This is a genomic window from Pseudomonas sp. NFR02 (assembly GCF_900119375.1).
Classification (GTDB): Bacteria; Pseudomonadota; Gammaproteobacteria; order Pseudomonadales; family Pseudomonadaceae; genus Aquipseudomonas; species Aquipseudomonas paracarnis.
Genome location: NZ_FPJJ01000001.1, coordinates 913,412 through 929,379, shown reverse-complemented (window position 1 = coordinate 929,379; position 15,968 = coordinate 913,412). Strand labels below are relative to the sequence as shown.

19 protein-coding genes are annotated in these 15,968 nt (G+C 54.2%); 4 read left to right on the top strand and 15 right to left on the bottom strand.

What is annotated here, in order from left to right:
- Positions 1-104: 104 nt before the first annotated feature.
- The 5 genes from BT199_RS04535 to BT199_RS04515 all read right to left on the bottom strand — a co-directional run bounded on the left by BT199_RS04535 (position 105) and on the right by BT199_RS04515 (position 2,680).
- Complete coding sequence (locus BT199_RS04535; RefSeq protein WP_019816804.1) at positions 105-374, bottom strand: hypothetical protein; 270 nt, start codon at positions 372-374, stop codon at positions 105-107.
- Between the two features lie 133 nt (positions 375-507).
- The gene (locus tag BT199_RS04530) at positions 508-1,248 is read right to left on the bottom strand and encodes a hypothetical protein (RefSeq protein WP_032902865.1); all 741 of its coding nucleotides are present in this window, start codon (positions 1,246-1,248) and stop codon (positions 508-510) included.
- A gap of 194 nt (positions 1,249-1,442) precedes the next feature.
- Positions 1,443-1,640, bottom strand: coding sequence for a hypothetical protein (locus BT199_RS04525; protein WP_072434011.1), 198 nt, complete (start codon positions 1,638-1,640; stop codon positions 1,443-1,445).
- A gap of 92 nt (positions 1,641-1,732) precedes the next feature.
- Entirely contained in the window at positions 1,733-2,134 is a 402-nt protein-coding gene (locus BT199_RS04520; protein ID WP_014718871.1) for a hypothetical protein, read from the bottom strand.
- A 129-nt stretch (positions 2,135-2,263) separates the two neighbouring features.
- Complete coding sequence (locus tag BT199_RS04515) at positions 2,264-2,680, bottom strand: Ivy family c-type lysozyme inhibitor (RefSeq protein ID WP_014718872.1); 417 nt, start codon at positions 2,678-2,680, stop codon at positions 2,264-2,266.
- Between the two features lie 346 nt (positions 2,681-3,026).
- Here BT199_RS04515 and BT199_RS04510 point away from each other — a divergent pair, with 346 nt between their 5' ends.
- Positions 3,027-3,803: a hypothetical protein gene (locus BT199_RS04510; protein WP_072434010.1), complete on the top strand. Its 777-nt coding sequence runs from the start codon at positions 3,027-3,029 to the stop codon at positions 3,801-3,803.
- Positions 3,804-4,139: 336 nt separating this feature from the next.
- Positions 4,140-4,349 carry a hypothetical protein gene (locus tag BT199_RS04505; RefSeq protein WP_072434009.1) on the top strand — a complete coding sequence of 70 codons (210 nt, stop codon included), beginning with the start codon at positions 4,140-4,142 and terminating at the stop codon, positions 4,347-4,349.
- A gap of 188 nt (positions 4,350-4,537) precedes the next feature.
- On the opposite strand, the gene BT199_RS04500 is transcribed toward BT199_RS04505, so the two are convergent.
- The 7 genes from BT199_RS04500 to BT199_RS04470 form a co-directional block, all read right to left on the bottom strand.
- Positions 4,538-5,731, bottom strand: coding sequence for an acyltransferase family protein (locus BT199_RS04500; RefSeq protein ID WP_072434008.1), 1,194 nt, complete (start codon positions 5,729-5,731; stop codon positions 4,538-4,540).
- A 106-nt stretch (positions 5,732-5,837) separates the two neighbouring features.
- Entirely contained in the window at positions 5,838-6,353 is a 516-nt protein-coding gene (locus BT199_RS04495) for a lysis system i-spanin subunit Rz (RefSeq protein ID WP_072434007.1), read from the bottom strand.
- Entirely contained in the window at positions 6,350-6,775 is a 426-nt protein-coding gene (locus BT199_RS04490) for a structural protein (protein ID WP_072434006.1), read from the bottom strand. Before BT199_RS04490 ends, BT199_RS04495 begins: the two co-directional genes overlap by 4 nt.
- 43 nt (positions 6,776-6,818) lie before the next feature.
- Complete coding sequence (locus tag BT199_RS27190; protein WP_175556192.1) at positions 6,819-7,958, bottom strand: phage tail fiber protein; 1,140 nt, start codon at positions 7,956-7,958, stop codon at positions 6,819-6,821.
- A 47-nt stretch (positions 7,959-8,005) separates the two neighbouring features.
- Positions 8,006-8,701 carry a hypothetical protein gene (locus tag BT199_RS04480; RefSeq protein ID WP_072434005.1) on the bottom strand — a complete coding sequence of 232 codons (696 nt, stop codon included), beginning with the start codon at positions 8,699-8,701 and terminating at the stop codon, positions 8,006-8,008.
- A 1-nt stretch (position 8,702) separates the two neighbouring features.
- Entirely contained in the window at positions 8,703-9,032 is a 330-nt protein-coding gene (locus tag BT199_RS04475) for a hypothetical protein (RefSeq protein ID WP_072434004.1), read from the bottom strand.
- Complete coding sequence (locus BT199_RS04470) at positions 9,029-12,898, bottom strand: TipJ family phage tail tip protein (RefSeq protein WP_072434003.1); 3,870 nt, start codon at positions 12,896-12,898, stop codon at positions 9,029-9,031. Before BT199_RS04470 ends, BT199_RS04475 begins: the two co-directional genes overlap by 4 nt.
- Before the next feature lie 75 nt (positions 12,899-12,973).
- Here BT199_RS04470 and BT199_RS04465 point away from each other — a divergent pair, with 75 nt between their 5' ends.
- Positions 12,974-13,315, top strand: coding sequence for a YceK/YidQ family lipoprotein (locus BT199_RS04465; RefSeq protein WP_072434002.1), 342 nt, complete (start codon positions 12,974-12,976; stop codon positions 13,313-13,315).
- A gap of 48 nt (positions 13,316-13,363) precedes the next feature.
- On the opposite strand, the gene BT199_RS04460 is transcribed toward BT199_RS04465, so the two are convergent.
- From BT199_RS04460 to BT199_RS04450, 3 genes are read right to left on the bottom strand one after another with little or no spacing between them, the layout of a single operon-like run.
- Entirely contained in the window at positions 13,364-13,957 is a 594-nt protein-coding gene (locus BT199_RS04460; RefSeq protein WP_053256723.1) for a tail assembly protein, read from the bottom strand.
- 54 nt (positions 13,958-14,011) lie between these two features.
- Positions 14,012-14,434: a hypothetical protein gene (locus BT199_RS04455; protein ID WP_072434001.1), complete on the bottom strand. Its 423-nt coding sequence runs from the start codon at positions 14,432-14,434 to the stop codon at positions 14,012-14,014.
- Positions 14,435-14,459: 25 nt separating this feature from the next.
- Positions 14,460-14,858: a hypothetical protein gene (locus tag BT199_RS04450; RefSeq protein ID WP_083535065.1), complete on the bottom strand. Its 399-nt coding sequence runs from the start codon at positions 14,856-14,858 to the stop codon at positions 14,460-14,462.
- A 190-nt stretch (positions 14,859-15,048) separates the two neighbouring features.
- Here BT199_RS04450 and BT199_RS04445 point away from each other — a divergent pair, with 190 nt between their 5' ends.
- On the top strand, positions 15,049-15,834 hold the full coding sequence (locus BT199_RS04445) for a hypothetical protein (protein ID WP_072434000.1): 786 nt from the start codon (positions 15,049-15,051) through the stop codon (positions 15,832-15,834).
- Positions 15,835-15,968 lie beyond the last annotated feature (134 nt).

Sequence of the window (15,968 nt, the reverse complement as noted above, 5' to 3'; positions counted from 1 at the left end):
CCGGGCCGAGCCCACCACGCGAACAGTGATGGGAAGGCAGGTATGCCCCTCGAGTCACTCCTTAATGACGGACAGGGGCGTATCAAAAACAGGGGTGAATCAGTTTAACCATCGGCAGTTGCCAATGTCCGCATCAGATCATCTGCATCCGACCCCGGCGGAAAGCGAAAGCCATACATTTCGTCAGTGGCGAGAATCGCCCCCAAGGTGTCGCGCAACTGGTCTTCCGTGGGCGAGTCACGCAATAACTTATGCGCCGGCAGCAATAACTCGGCAGACACGCCCTGGGCGGTCGCGGCGTCAATTACCGCATAGAGGATAAACCGCAAGCGTATTTCGCGATCCGTGGGCCAAACCGTTTTTCGTTTACCCAAGGGAGGGCCTCGTGTTTAAGAAAAATCCGAGGCTATTGCCCGCAGGCCAGCCTTTCAAGCCGCCGGAGACAAGATAGGCCGCTTCCTACAGCGGAAAGGGAAACACCGCACCGATTGGTCGATGCGATGGGCCTTACTGCACCGGCAGGAAATTCATCAGCAACAGGCTTTGTGCGTAATTGAGGCCAATGCGCCGGTAGCGCTCATCGAGGATTTGGGTCAGCAGGTCCAACCGCGCGACGATCTTGCCGAACTCAACGGCAAAACTGAGGTTACTGCCCTCCTCCGAGATTTCGTTGGAAAATAACAGCAACACGCCGTTGGCATCCTGACGCTGGCTGAGCAGCCAGGTGGCCTTTTCGATATTGCGCGCGGCATTGCTGACAAACTGCGGGTTGATCGAGTCGGTCACATAGAACTGCGTGCGCCCGCCGTGAGCGGTCACGAGCATGCTGCCAATCGCATAGATGAACGCGCCGACGCGGTCGCCGCGAAAGTCGGGGCTCAAGGAATAGCTCAGGGCAGCCAGGTCACGCCGGTCACCCAGTGCGGGCAAGGGTTGGCGATTTTCGATGGCCTGGCGGATTTTCCGGGCGGCGGTCACCGCATCCGGATACCCCGATTGACGCCACTGGTTGGGGTTGCGCAGGTAGAGCTTGCTCATCAGCAGGTAGAGGCTTTGCAGGTTGTCACGCATCCCCAGCGTGGCCATGCGGTCGACGCTGGTCTGGAAGAACTCATCGGGCTTGCCGTCGCTGAACTGCCTGGCGATATCGCGGCCCTGTTGTTGGCTGCAACCCACTGCACACAGCGCGAACATCGCAGCCAGCAACAGCGGCCATCGGGTGGTAAAAATCGTAAACGTTCGATCCATCGGCACCGGGTCTGATTCTGTGGGCCGCACGCGGGAGTCGGGTGGCCGGGACAGAGGTAGATCAGCAAAATGGAAAAAAGTGCAGCGGTGCGGGTCGGATCAGCATCGGCTTACAGCCACAAGGAGGTGAACGAGACCAAGGGGGCCAGCAGACAAAGCCCGGCACAGGGCCGGGCTCTTTGGCCTGAACGCCTTCAGGTCTTGGGATGCTCAGTAGCTACTGAATCGGCCGCATCTAAATCCGACATATCTTCTTCAAGAGGCGCCTCGTCATCCGGCGGCAGCGGGATATTGTCCTCGTCACGCCGCGGGTCATGGCCGGTCTCGTTATCGGTGCCCCGGGTAACCGCTTGCTGGGAAATGTTGCCTGGGGCTTTCTCGTTGATTTCCATGCTGGCACTCCGTTTATAGGCTCGGGATATCCGCGCTTAGGATTGAGAGGCTGCATCGGGATTGAGAGTGCCGGGCGTTAGACGAATGGCGTTTAGTAGGCAGTCGGGGTGAAAGAAAAACTGCTGCCGTGCTGAGAAATTCTGCGGCGAACAAGGTCTCCCGGCTTCATATCAATTTCTGATTCGATGATTCTTGAGGTGCCGAAAAGCATGTATTTCGAGACACCAAGAATATGCTTGCCAGGGGCCAGCCCAAACCTGGCAACCTCCCCAGGGTGAAACTCGGCAGCCGGTTTTCCATCAATATGCAAAATAAAACGGACTTCAGCTCCGTAGATGCCCGAGTCTCTAGTCACCACCAACTGAGCCGCGTTCTTTTCCGTAAAGGCATACATTCTTGTGGATGGCACAGGGTCTGCGATGTCGGCAGATATAGGCGATGTGGAGCACCCACCAAGAGCAGCAAGCAGTAATGCTCCGATTAAGCCTCGCATATCGTTCCCTCAAAAAATTTGTGCGACTTTAACATCCACGATAACCATAACAAGCTGGCTGTTCGCTATGTCTTATCTGATGGTCGTTCTCCCCACCCACCGTTTGCCGCAGCAGAGCGACACCGGTCATCAATCTTCGGGATTGTTGTCAGCAAACGACTTATTCAGTAGGCCCTGAACGACACTGTCGGGATCACCCAGCAATTGCTTACTGAATGCCTCTCCCTCGGCTGGACGCGTCGCGAGTAGCCCCCAGGACTTTGTTCCATCTGCGTTAAAGACCACGATTAGCTGATTGTCTGCACAATCATGTGCCTTGCACATGTGGCCTACCGTAAAGCGCTTACCATCCGCCGAAACCGTCTCGACTGGCGACGCTGTGCCCTGAGCTTTACTGACCCAGTCCGGATAACTGAGCATCTCTGCGTAGGCTTTTTTGTAAGGCGCTTTGCTGGCAATCTCGGGCAGATATTGCTCAGCCCAAACGCCTTCAGAGACTAGCATCATGGAGGCACCCGCTAGCATCGAAAGGCTCAGTATTTTCATTCGAATGACTCCATCTCGCTGACTTTTCAGCCGCTTTCGCAGGTTGCACTTAAACATCGGTATGAAAGCTGGGACAGGGCACTGTTTTAGAAGTTTCGACGTTCACCTAACAAACAAGCTTGAAATCATGAGGCAGGCCATGGCTGCCGTGGAGAGGAATAAATCAGTCAAGCTAAAAGCTCCGTACTGTGCTTAGTAATGAATACGCAGTGCGAGGGCACGTGCACGATGACAGCTCCATACGGATCCAGTAAGACAGCATAGTCTTGTAGAAAAAGTGCTGTGATGACGGCGGTCATTTGCTTCGTGTACTTTCGACCCTCGACTTCACTTACGGATGAGTATCATGAATGACGATTTGAAGCAGTCAGGCTCTACGACTACATCACAAGCCACCACCTCTCTAGAGCAGGTCAAAACCGGCAGGGTCCTGGATTTTACCTGGGCGCCAAACGCCAACACCACGACCACCATCGTCTCGGCAGACTTTGTCGACTACAAGGTCGATACTGCCCAGGGCAGCCCCACTGGCGACAGCCATTCCATTGCACGATTTACCTATGTCCAGGGCAAAGGCGGTGGCCAGATCAGCCAGCTCTTTCTGGAAGAAATGCGTGCTGGTGTACGTGCCAATACCCAGATCGGGTTGATGGTAGGACGCAAATGGGTTCTGGACCCCAATGGGGAAGTTTCCGGCAGCATTGGTACATACGTGGTTGAGCAATTCGACGACATGCGCGCCAGTGTGAATTATGTCGGCTCCTTCGCCCGGGTCTTCGCTGATCCGAGAATGGTCAGTTACCACACTGGCGGACATGTGCACACCAATGTTTCTATCACCGGCAGCAGGCCCTTGACCATGTCGGATTCAGGCAAGTCGATGCTGGTCATCAGCGATACAGATGTCACGCTGACAATCGGTGATGAGGTGATTGAAGGGTTCAAGGTGAATCTAATCCAGGCAGCCGCCGGCAAGATCAACATTGCCGTATCCAGCAGCCACGTGATCTACAGCAACGCTGGAAGCCGCACGCACACGCTCAATCCACTGGATGAGCTGGAAGTCAGTACCTTCCCATTCGGGCCGGTGTTCCTGGCCTTTCGAGTTAGACCAACTGCCTAAATAGCCCGGTATAACCAAACCCCAGAAACGCAAAAGCCCCGCTTTCGCGAGGCTTTCGTGTAAATCTTGGCGGGAAACCAGGGATTCGAACCCTGGAGACGCTATTAACGTCCGCCGGTTTTCAAGACTGCCGAGTTAACTTTAAAAATCAATAGCTTAGCTATTAAACATTTCCGCACTTGGTCAATTTTTAGTGGGCTGTAAGCCCCGCAGTTCAAGGGGCGTATGTACAGTTGCGGAAATGATTTACTCCCTCTTCCGGCGTCCTGCCGACCGAACAAAACTACCCAAAAAACACACCCGCTACTACTCTGTTCACTCTCCGGAGGAACACCGATGCCGAATTCAGATCTACTCCCTTCCCTGCTTTCTAAGCTCTACGAAAACCAGCTAGCCCTCGAAGCGTCCATCCTGGAATTGTCCAACTGGGTGGAGCAGCGTGGCTCCGCCGAGGTAGCAGAAAATGTTCGCGGCGCTCTTCAAGCTATCGACGATAACGAGGAGTTCATCAAGCTGACCCTGGCCGTCCTCATGGCGCCTGACTGATCGTCAGACGGGGCTGCAGCTCGTCGCCTAAATTCGCATCACGGTCACCTCGATTACTATGCACACACAGTAGTCGAGATACCTCACCATGAACGTCGGTGAAGGCACCTCAACCTGCCTTGGATGCACTAAGATCTAGAAGCCACCAGATAACCATTAAAAATATCAGCTTGGAAAAGCGTCCAACTTCATGCAGCTTTTTCAGCTCCCGAAAAAAACCTCTTCTTTGCTCTAAACCAGCCGGTAAAAACATTAACCTTATTCATGAAAGGCTTTTCGATAAATCTGAAAGTAAACCCGCACACAACTATCAAAATCGGAGTAAGCAACGAAATAACACCCCAGAATTGTAATGGGGACAACTGCCTCGCCCGCTCAAACCCCAATAAAAAAGTAAATACCGAAAACAACAAAATACCATGCAGCAGGTATATCCCGTAAGCCATCTCTCCCAAAGCGCGTGAAACTTTAAGACTGAGAATACCAAACAAGCTATTTCCGCCACCAACAAAGCAAAACACAATAACTAGCAAAAATCTAGGAATTACATCACTGTAAATCGTCGAATAGTTAGAAACAACAAAGACCAGCATCAATACCATACTCAACGAAACGGCTTTTGAATTCGCAAATCTTATAAAAAAACTGTGGCGTACAAGTAAAGAAGCTAGCATCCCCCCAAAGAAAAGCCACCCAAAACTTTTATCGTAACCGTAGCTGCTAAGAACATAAACTGCGAAAGCAGTAAGCAAGAAGTACTTTACTGGTGGCTTACACCCCATCAAAGCTGCAACAATTGGCAAAAATAGGTAAAAAAACCATTCGTAGGGTAGCGTCCATGTAACACCAGCGTTAATTATCCATGTTGAAGGGAGCCCATTTAAATCTGCCGCACCCAACATTGTGAAACCGAGCCATTTTAACGCCGATATAGCAATCTGAGAAAGTGGTTGCGGCGGGAGATCCTTAGTGAGAACCCATACAATCACAAACAAGATAGCAGTAGATAAAAAGTATAGAGGCGCCAGCCTTAGAAGACGAGAGAGATACAAGCGCGCCCAATCGATCTTCCTAACTCGGCCATCTAGAATTTGATTAAAAAATAAAAACCCCGTAATCATAAAAAACAAGGCGACGCCAATTTGTCCAAAATGCACAAAAAGCTTAGACGGCGGCAGCGCCCAGATGCCGGACTGCAAATAGTAATACCAAATGCATGAATGATGAAGAAAAACAAAAACAGCCAGATACCCTCTTAAACCATCAATAGTCAGAAATCGACCATGAAAAGAAGGAGCAACAAGCTTATTTTCAATCAATTTAGTCGACAGCAAAGACACCGCCAAAACCACCAGCGCAGCAAATACACTTATTATTTCCACTTGAGTAGATTTTCCTAATTCGAAGCGTTGAGAGCCCTAACTAACATCTGCTTTTTATGGCAGCATACATTGTTAGGGAATTTCAATAAAGCGTTGGTTTTCTAGATCAGTGCACGATCTCTTTAACGTACGCCTGACACGCTCGCAGCGCTATCAGTCCTTGATCCCCGTCGTCGGTGATGGCAATAATTCGTTGCGCATGCGCTGGGTCAAGTTGGGCTCGACGGGCTGCATGAACCACGCCGACGGCGCCGGTGGTGGTAGGCACGTTGCAGCTACTGGCTGGATCCTCGGCAAGGAGGACTGACAGCCGGACATCAGCAGTAGCAAGCTGGTCACGCAGGCGAGCTTGGTTGCGTTGGGCATCGGATAATTCTCGGGTGTACTGTTGATCGGATGCGGCCAGGGCCTGCTCAGTTGCCAGGCGCTTGTCCTGCTCGGCGCGGGCTTGGGCGGCGGCGGCGCTGCTGATCGCGGCCAGGTCATTCTTGTGCAGGCCCTCCTGCTCAGCCAGCTTTTCGCCCATGCGCCAGTCTTGAACCTGCCAGGTAACGCCCGCGGCACCAGCCATCAGCAGCAGGATCAGCACCGCCAGGCCGGCCAGCTTCTGTACCGGCGTCATGCCAGTGCCCGCCGCACGCCTTCGGCCAACACAACATCAGGGTAGGCATACCCTGCGTTTTCGTGATGGATGATCGCTTTGACGAAGTCAGTCATAACCACAGGATGGCCCAGGTCGATCTCGGCGCCAGGCCGCGTGCCGGTGTTCGCTTCAACGGCCCGAACATACGCCGCGGTGTCGTTCTCTACCGACGGCGCCCACCGGCTGATGATCGCCTTAACAGTTTTCAGTCCGTGCTTGCGCTGATAAGTCAGCAGCAGCTTGCCCAGGGCACGGATACCATTCTCAGGCGTATCGAACCGTGCAAAGCGCTTCTCAATAGCTGGGTCTGGCTTGAGCTGGCCCTGCCACTGGTTGGCCGGGTTGTAATCGATGTTGCCGGGGTTGTTGTTGCGTACCCCGCGGGTTTCGATGGTCGGCATGCATTTCTCCAGGCGTAAAAAAGCCCGCTCAATTGGCGGGCTACTATTCTTCGGTTGAGGCAATGGGTGGTGGAACTTCCGCCTTGGGCATTTCAAGCCGCACGTCAATCCAGCTATTCAGCGGAACATCCATTGGCGCACCGCGTCCTGAAAGCATTTCGCCATCTTCCGTCAGCGTCCAGCGCTGCTTGAACAGACGTACCGTGACGGTGCCGTCTTCATCTTGGTGGCTGTCAGTGATACCCAGCATTCGCCCCCCGTCGGGCGAGCTCGGGTCATGTGTACGCCAGCCCTCAAGAGCCAGGCCGAGACTTCCAGCAATCTTGTACTCACCCACACCCATGCGTTGTACCGTGACGCCTCGTGCCTCGCTGTTAACTACGCCCCAGTCACCAGCCGGGGCAAACGTCTCTTCCTGAAGGTCGCGACGCTCACTAGTAGCGACACAAGCAATCCGCATAATTGGCGAGGCAGCAGAAAGCGCACCACCAGATCCACGAGTAGTATTGCCAGTGTGGTAGACCTCTCGAGTGGAGGCATTGGCGTAGTCTCCGGATCGGAACCACATCTTGCCACTGAAAGACATGATGATTTGCGACCCAAAATTACCTTCCGGAAATGCCGCATTGATAACGGTTCCCGATGCTTGGGCAGGAGCACCGGCAGTATTCGCGTTCCAGAGCTGAAAGGAATTACCCCACGTATTCAAACTGGCCACCGTTTGAGAGCCGCGATCCCCCATCAACATCACATTTCCCGAGGCGGATCCAGCAGTCAATGTAGCAGCGCTGCCAAGACCAAGCTTACCCCGCGCACCAGTTGCCGTAGTGTCCCCCGTGCCACCCTTTGAAATTGGCACAACGTTCTCGGTCGATACAGTGCCCAGGCCGGCCAACGTAGCGCCCCACTGCTGAACCATCAGGTTGACCGCATCAGCCAAGGCTTTTGGATAGCCGTTCACAGGCACGATGCCATAAGCAGCGCCCGCTGAGGTGGCGCCACGGTAGGCTGGCGAGATAGAGACGGATGTATCGCTGGATGGGTTGATCACCTGATAGATACCGTTATCTGGACCGACAAACATGTCGCCGGATCGGCAGTTAGAAAACTTCGTGCCGACGCCGGTTACAACGGCATTTCCGTTATTGACTGTAACCGTTCCTTCTGCGAACCAAGATGACATAGGTTTCCCCAAAATTTGTTAGTTGATATTGAACATGCCGCCCGATGCTACTGAGTGATCCTTCCAACCATCACAGTTACGCCTGTGACAATAGCGTTCTGTACCCCAATCATCCCGAGAGTAAGAATTCTGCTTGGATAGTTCCACATAGCTGCAATCTGGCGGTTAGCCGTACCTGAGGCAATTGTTACCGCTTGCATGCATAAATTATTTATGAGCATGTACTCGTCTTCATTCAGATTGAACTGTGAATTAAAGTACGTTATTGATACGCCTTGCCCGGTAGTGCCGCTCCCGGCATAAGTCCAAGTATTGCTAGCCCTGACAAACTGGGCGGCAGGTGTGCCTGAATCGAAAATCGTTTTGCGGCTTGCATCACGCAGCCGCACGCCAAAAGTGGCTAATGGCTGGGCCACGTAGCCAGCAACGAACCATCGCCCTACTGGCTTGATCGTATACATATTGAAAATACGGACCCTGAAGCCCGTCCAGTTGCCCGCAGATCCAAATATTTCAAGGTTGCTCATCCCGATGATGCCGTTTGCACTATCGGGCCGAATGAAAACAAGTGGCTGCTCTTGCGTGGTAATTGGTGACGGGAAATACGTAGATGAGGAATTTCCATTTTCCTCGGTACCTACATACCTCCCCTTGTACATAACAACGAGTCTCGAATATTCCGAATCAATTACTACTCGATTATCGTCTCCTGCCTTGAACACTAGCCCATAGGATTCCGCCATATCATTTAAACCTCACCACTGTCAGACGCTGTCTTGTAATTGTTATGGCGGAGGTATTGTATGGATCGCCTTTAATAGTTCTCCACACCCGCACAACTCCGTTAAGAATTTCTGGCTCTACCTGCGCGTCGAACATCGAATTGACTGCCTGTATTGGCGTAGGAAAAGCGGCGGCGTTTTGAGGAGTAATTCCAGGAATCGCTATATCTATAAACTTTGCCCCCCAAGTTTGAGGGGCGATTATTTCAGAATAAACCACCCTCATTGTGAATGACGTTTCATCAAGTTCCACAACGCCTGTAGGCCCCTTGATCCGCATACCGAAAATCATACCGAAAGCCTCCCGACCGATACGCGATCGACCCCGCCCGCATCAAACACCGTCAATCCGTCGTTGTTGAGCAACGATGAACCACCAGTGCCCGCGCTTCTCAATGTGAACGTGCCGGCAGGAATATTGATTTCCAGAAGTGGACGCCCAAGCGAGTCCACTGCCGGCGACCGCAATACCATCCCTAGAACAATTTCCTGAATGACCGCCTTGCTGATGATCGCGGTGTTGAATACGGCCTGGCCGTTTTCAATGACGAACATCGGAATAACCTTGCCGTCGATCTCGTTCACGACTGCCATCCGTTGAGCCATGATCAGGAACTCCGACTGCGACCCGTTTGAACCGAAAGCCAAGCCTGTAGTTACTCGCCGCCCATCTACGATGGTTTGAGCCTGGAGCGTGACCTGGGCAGAAACTCTGTTGTCGAGCCCAACCACCGTTTCGCTTACCGTTTGCACTGACGCGCTGGTCTGGCCGATGCTCGACTGCAGCGTTTCCGTAGTCTTGGCCAAAGCCTCGTTTGCACTTGCCTGCACAACCTTCTCGGCTGCAAAGCTGGCCGTTGACTCCCACGCCTTGATCGCGCCGGCCAGATCACCAGAGCCATCGTCCCCACGAACGGAAGCACGCAGCGCCTCATTGCTGGACGCCTGGGATGTGATCTTCCCGTCTAGGTTGGTGACTTTTGTGTCGAGGCTGGTGAGCGCCTGAGCGGTACCGGTTGCCTTTTGATCGACCGCAGACAGATCGCTATTCAGCTTGGTGATCTGCGCTGCAGACGTCTCGCGGTTCGATGCAACAACCTGTTCCAGGACAGTCAGCGACGACTTGTTGTCGCCTACCTGGGCACCCAGGGTAAGCAGTTGCTGAGCCATCGCATCGTTTTCGCTGACTCGGGTTTTACGCTCGACCGCCAGATCTGCCGTCGAAGTCCAGCCTTTGATGGCGTCGGCCAGATCGCCGGCGCCGTCGTCACCACGGGCAGCTGAGCGCAACGCCTCAACTGAAGTGGCGGTGGCCAACACCTTGCCGTCGATTTCCTCGATCTTGGTTTCGATGATCTGCACCTGGGACACAAGCGCATTAGTGGTCTCAAGGATGGTGCCGATATCAATCCAGTACGTGGCGTCGGGCGGTGTTACTCCCACAGGCACAGGGCCTTTCGCTTGGTAGAGACGTTGATCAAGCCGCACGATGTCGCCCTTCAGATAGGGCTTTGCCGGGTCATAAGCGAGGGCATCGCTTACCTGCTTGATCAGATCCTCCAGCTCCTGCTTGGCTTCCTCGAGGCGTTCATTTACTGAGCCAGGGCCGTCGCCGGTGATCAGCTCGATCTCTTCGCGCAGGCTCTGGTACAGGGCGCCCTTACCGATCTTCTCGGCGTAGTACGCCTCATAATCGCTCTGCTTGCTGCTGGCCTGGCCGTTGACGGCGCCGGGCACAGGGAAGAACGGCCCGACGTTGCCAGTCCGGTCAACCAGGCGCGCCCAGAAGAACAGGCTCGCGCCGGCCAACAGGCTGTGCATCTCGTGCGAGGCCTGCGGGTAGCTGAAGTCGCTCAGCTTGACCGCCGTCGTCAAGTCGGGCGACTGGCTGTACCAGAGTTCCGTCCGTTGGGTGTCCTCGGCACCTGGTGGGAATCCCCATTGAATGCCGATGCCATAGATCAGGCTGGTGGTGGTCAGGAATGACACCGCCGGCGGTAGGCCCGTCTTGCCTTCAAGGTTGGTCAGGTTGGAGCTTTTCCAGATCGACGAAATTTCGAACGCGCTTACCGAACGCACCCGGGCCAGATAGGCGCCTGAGTAAATGCCGGTGACATCGACGCTCGTCGAGCCAGTACGCTGCACCTTGATCCAGTTGCCGCTGTCCTTGCGCCACTCCACGTCATACGCGACTGCGCCAGCAACAGCATGCCACGAGATGTTCATGGTGCTGATGGCGATACCCTGGTTCACCGCATAGCTCGACGTCAGCGTGACGCTGGCCGGCGGTGGTACCACAGTGATCGGGATAACGCTGATCGGGCGCTCTTCCAGGCGAGCGCCTGTGTCGATGTGCGCAAATTTACTTGGGTCGTACTGCACCGCCGAGATTTCGAACACGCCAGCCTCTGGCCGGGCCACGCTGACCACCCGGTAAAGCGGGACAGCCAGATCGTCAGCATCCAGTGCCCACACCAGTTCAGGCTCAGGCGTTACAGAGTAAGCCACGGTTACCGTGACCTGCCGTCCGCTGACCAGGTGCACAGTGCGCCCCTCACACTTTCCGTCAGGCAGGTTGAGGATCAGCCGGTCGCCGGGCTTGGCCTGGGTGTCGTGGTCCAGGGTGATAACCTTGCCGTTTACCGCTGAGATACGCCCGCCGATGGCGCGGCCAGCCAGCAGCTCGTCAGCAATTGGGATCACGTAACCAGGCAGCGGAATACGGCCGTCCAAGCCGACCTTGAACGTTACGGCCCGGTCCTTGGAGTTAGTCAGCAACGCCCACTTACCGCGGCGCTGGGCCTCGGACTCGCGGGTGCAGCCGATAGCGCTGATCTCCAGCGGGTTGTCACCGTAGCGCCGCTGCAGCTTCTGGTCTGTCACTGCGGTGACGTCCGTGTCGTAGTTGTTCAGCGGGTTGTCGTAGCTGACCAGCGCACGGGTGTAGCGGGTGCGCTCCGATGCGCTGGAATAGGTGAACTTGCCGTCGATGACGTTTGCCCGCGTGTAGGCAAAGTCGAAGTCCGTAGCGCGCGGCATATCCGACAGGGTAAACACCTGCCCCTGGGCCCAGTAGGTCATGCCTCGGTAGATCGCAGAGATGTCACGCAGCAGTGACCAGGCATCGGCTTTGCTCTGCAGGTTCAAGTTGCAGATGAAGCGCGGCTCCTGGCCACCCTTCCCGTCCGGCACCAGTTGGTCGCAGTATTGAGAGATTCGGTACAGCTCCCACTTATCCACCATCCACGGCTTGATGCGACGGCCAAGACCGAATCGGTCAGCGGTGGTAATGTCGTATGTCATCCAGGCAGGATTGTCGGTCCAGGCCTGCTTGAACGTGCCGTCCCAAACACCGGAGTAAGTGCGTGACACAGGGTCGTAGTTGCTCGGCACCTGCATCTTCTTTAGCTTAGTCTCGACCGTCACGGCCGGGATGCTTCGGAACTGCTCGGCTGAGAACTCGATGTAGAGTAGCGCCGTATTTGGGTAACGGATCTTCGCGTCGATCACTTCAGTGAAGCCGGCGATCTGCATGGTGTCAGAGATTTTGTTGTTGTTCTGGTTTGGTGTGATGCGGGTGATGCGCATCAACCAGCCAGTCGTGGCTTTGGGTAAATCGATACGGCGTGTGCGCTCGTACACGCTGGTGGTCTTGCCGTCGACAGCCTCGCTCAGTACCTGCTGATAGGCACCACCATCAGTGGCCAGCTCAACCTTGTATTCAATCCGGTACCCGTTGATGTTGCCCCGGGCGTCCACCGACTGGAGTGCGGGCCAGGCAAACCGCACACGCACAGCGGAAAGCTGGGTATTGTTGATCGCCCTAACCCATGGGGTGCCGCTGCGCAGCTCGCTGCTGATGGTGGTCTCGTTCTCTACCGATGGGATGCCCTGAATATAGGTCTGGTCCACGGCCCCGGTGCGCCACTCCCACTTCACGTTTGGGAAGTTCATGTTGCCCTGAGGGTCTTGCAGCGGAGTATTGTCGAGGTAGATGTCCCTGGCCGTTGGCGTCCCTTCGAATTCACCCTCGCCCACGGCGATCAGCATTTTGGCGATGGCGACCGAGCGCAGACTGTCCGGGGCTTCTGTCGGCGTTTTGGGCTTCTCTTCGCCGCCCTTGGCGCCGTGGATGTCAATCTTGCGTGCTGCGCCCATGCTTTTCTCCAGGCAATAAAAAACCGCGATATCGCGGCTTCGGTTAACCTCAAACTTTTCTGGTAAGGAGCCAATATGATGAAGCTCAAAAACGCTTTGGTGCTGGTAGCGGCGATATCAGCTACAGGCTGTGGAACCATCAACACCACTTTCCGAGACGACACCGTCGCGAGCAACAAGCTGGCTCGTTGGAGTTCGAACTGCGATTCCGTACCGAGAATCTACAGCGGTGCCGTTTTTGATTACTGCACACTCGATGCAGCGCCGCGTCAGAGCACCGGGTTTGACGGATACCCATCTGCGTCATTAATTTTGCTAGATATGGGGCTGTCTGGAATTGCAGACACCCTCATTTTGCCCTACACAATTTACCTACAGAGCAAACACGGAGAAATAGAAAAAACGAGATTCGAATAGTCGCACACACACTAACTTCAAGTGACCAGTAGCTTGCTCCGGTCATTGCTACATCTGGTCTTCGGCGTAAATGGCAGCGCTAATGATCGCCCCGCCGACACGGCGTTTGCCGTAGCAGAGCGGTACCGGGTTGCCCGACGCCGTGGTGTTCTTGGCGCTACCGAAGGCGTAGCCAGGGGTATTCTCTGGGGCCGCGCTGGTCTTGAGTCCGCCGGCCTGCGGGCTGAGCATCTGGATAACGCCGCCAGCGACAAGGCCGATGCCAGCGCCGATGAGCGGCGTACCGAAAGGAGTGGCAGAGAAAATCACACCCACAACAATCAAGATCGCGCCGACGATAGTTTGAAGAATGCCGCCGCGCTTGCTACCCACTACCACCGGGGCAATTCGGATGTCACCGGCACCGTTATAGCTCAGTTCCTTTTCTCCGATGTTTCGTTTGTCGCGAAAGACTGCGAACTCTAGCCCGCGCGACTTAGCGTTCGACAGAAAGCGCTCAAAACCAGGGATCTGGACGCAAAGCGCCTTAATGGCTTCGGCCGGCGACTTTACGGCGAGCCTGAACGACTTCCCGAACTGCCGGAGTTGCCCGTGCAAGCGGATGGTTGTCATTGGCTGGTAATTGATTGCTGAGGCCTGCATGGCTTTCTCCTGGCGTAAAAAAACCGCCCGGGGGCGGCTTCATCTATTTCGCTTTCAGTTGTAGTCGACATAAGGGCCAATGTAGAAACCGCCAATATCGCCGCTAATCCTGTAGATGCTCTCCTTTCCAGGTTGCACGGTTGCTGCGATGGTACGAATGGCCGCGCCAGCACATAGACCAGAACCGGCTAGACCCGCGCCGAGGCTCGGTGAGCCAGGGGGAAGGAGGAAGGTAGCCCGTTGACCCGTACCTATTTTCGCCGCTTTACGTCCATCTACATACACCACGATATCGCAGCCCGAGCCAACTGCGCCGGAGTCGCGAACAACTGTGACTTTTCCGCTTTCACCCGAGGGCTTTGACTGAAAGGCGTAAAGCTCATCCGTGGGGACCGGCTTCGCATCCCTAACCGATATCGCCGATGAGGCACACCCCGCCAGCATCGCCACCGCTACCGCCGCTATCAAAATCCGCATACCTAGCCCCTCCCCGTCAATCGGGTCATTGACCCGCGCCCGCCAGATTCACCGTCCGGTTGAAATCCAATAACGCCTGCCATGCGTTCGGCTGGCAACCGAACATATTGTCGCACCAGAGCTTTGCGCTGATCTTGTGTTTGCCAGAACCCAGGGCATCCTTAGAAATCTGCGCGGCCAAGGCTGGGCTGTTCGGCATAGGATTGTATGTGTCGAAATAATCAGACCCGTAGTTTTGAATCTTGGTTCCCGCATGACCCAGAACCCAGCCGCGCGCTGCCGACCACATCACCTGGCACTGATTTTCGCTCGTGCATACTGGCGTTGTTCGCTGGGCTTCCGCACGCCAAGCGTCGACCTCCTGCGTGTTAGCGCAGCCAGCCAAAAAAGCGAAACCTATCAAAATAGCTACCGTGCGCACCATCTTTCAACTCCTGTGATTTTGAACGCACTCTAGCACTACGCCATCACAAGATCGAACCGACCAAACACCTCCTTGAAAGAAGCCTGTCCAGGCATCCAGCGTGGATGGAATGCCAGTAGCGAAATTTGCAATCAAAAGATAGCATTATGCCACCTAAATATTCCCTCCAGAATTCTAATGGATTTGATAAATGGATTTATTTTCTATACCACCTACGGTTTATGTAGCACTAGGCGCAATCGTTGCCGCATTGTTGGCTGGGTTTTTCTCTTATGTGAATCTAGTAAGTGCCAAAGAAAACAAAGTCTCGGAGTTTCGGTTGGCGTGGACTGATGGTTTAAGAGAGGAGGTAGCATCATTTACTGCCGCAATTCAAGTATTGGCCAAACACGAAGAGACCTTTATGGATCTACGGCAGTATAAATGGCCAGATGTTAGCGAATACGATCTTGAGGTAAAATGGATTGAAAAATCTGAACTATTATTTTCTCAGTGCATTGAGAATATGTCGAAAATCCATCTTCGCCTTAACCCAGATCACATAAAGAAACCGAATGGACTCGAATCAAAGTTAATGGATGCCTTAAGGTTATCCAGAGACTGCTTCAATGATGGTGACTACGCAGGTGCCTTGGACGGATGTGGAGCTATCAGAAACACGGCTGCCCCCTTATTGAAACAGACTTGGGAAACTGTAAAACTGGGAGAGCCGGGCTACAGAAAAATTAGAAAATACGCGCTACTCACTGTTGCTGGTGGCTTTTATTTATTGGTGTGCGCGGCAATCGGCATTGCCCTATACAGCACAGTAAAACAGGAAAAAGCTCAACTTGCGAATGTAAAAGAAATCTCCTCGACCAAGTTAATTTCCGAAGAAAACCCTAAGCCATGTTATAAAACAATCCCACTAACAAAAGAGTGTAAAACTCACGACCCGCTACTGCTGAAATTCTTGACTGACAAATACCGAAGATAGAGAACAGAAAAATACTCAGTTACGAAGTCGGTGATTTCATATGATCATTCAATTCAAAGCGCAGGTTTAAAATCACAGGGTTCCCCAGTCCTACGCCTGCAAGCCCAAGGACTGGGATAGCGCCAATATCGGCG